A 252-nucleotide genomic window follows, 5' to 3' on the forward strand; every position below is an offset into this window, starting at 1 on the left:
TCCTTGGCATGTTCAACATGTTCTCGGGTGGCGCACTTTCGCGGTTCACGATTTTCGCGTTGGGGATCATGCCTTATATTTCGGCATCGATCATCATGCAGTTGCTGGCGATTGTCTCGCCGCAGCTCGAGGCGCTGAAGAAAGAGGGGCAGGCGGGACAGCGGAAGATCACGCAGTACACACGTATCTTCACGGTCCTGCTGGCGACGTTCCAGGCATTCGGCATTGCCGTCGCACTGGAAAATCAGCCGG

1 pseudogene is annotated in these 252 nt (G+C 56.7%); it reads left to right on the top strand.

What is annotated here, in order from left to right:
- Positions 1-252 (top strand): annotated as a pseudogene (secY, locus tag SB751_RS33300) (preprotein translocase subunit SecY); the annotation flags it as partial.

This window comes from Cupriavidus sp. SIMBA_020 (genome assembly GCF_046535395.1).
In the GTDB taxonomy this organism is placed as follows: domain Bacteria; phylum Pseudomonadota; class Gammaproteobacteria; order Burkholderiales; family Burkholderiaceae; genus Cupriavidus; species Cupriavidus campinensis.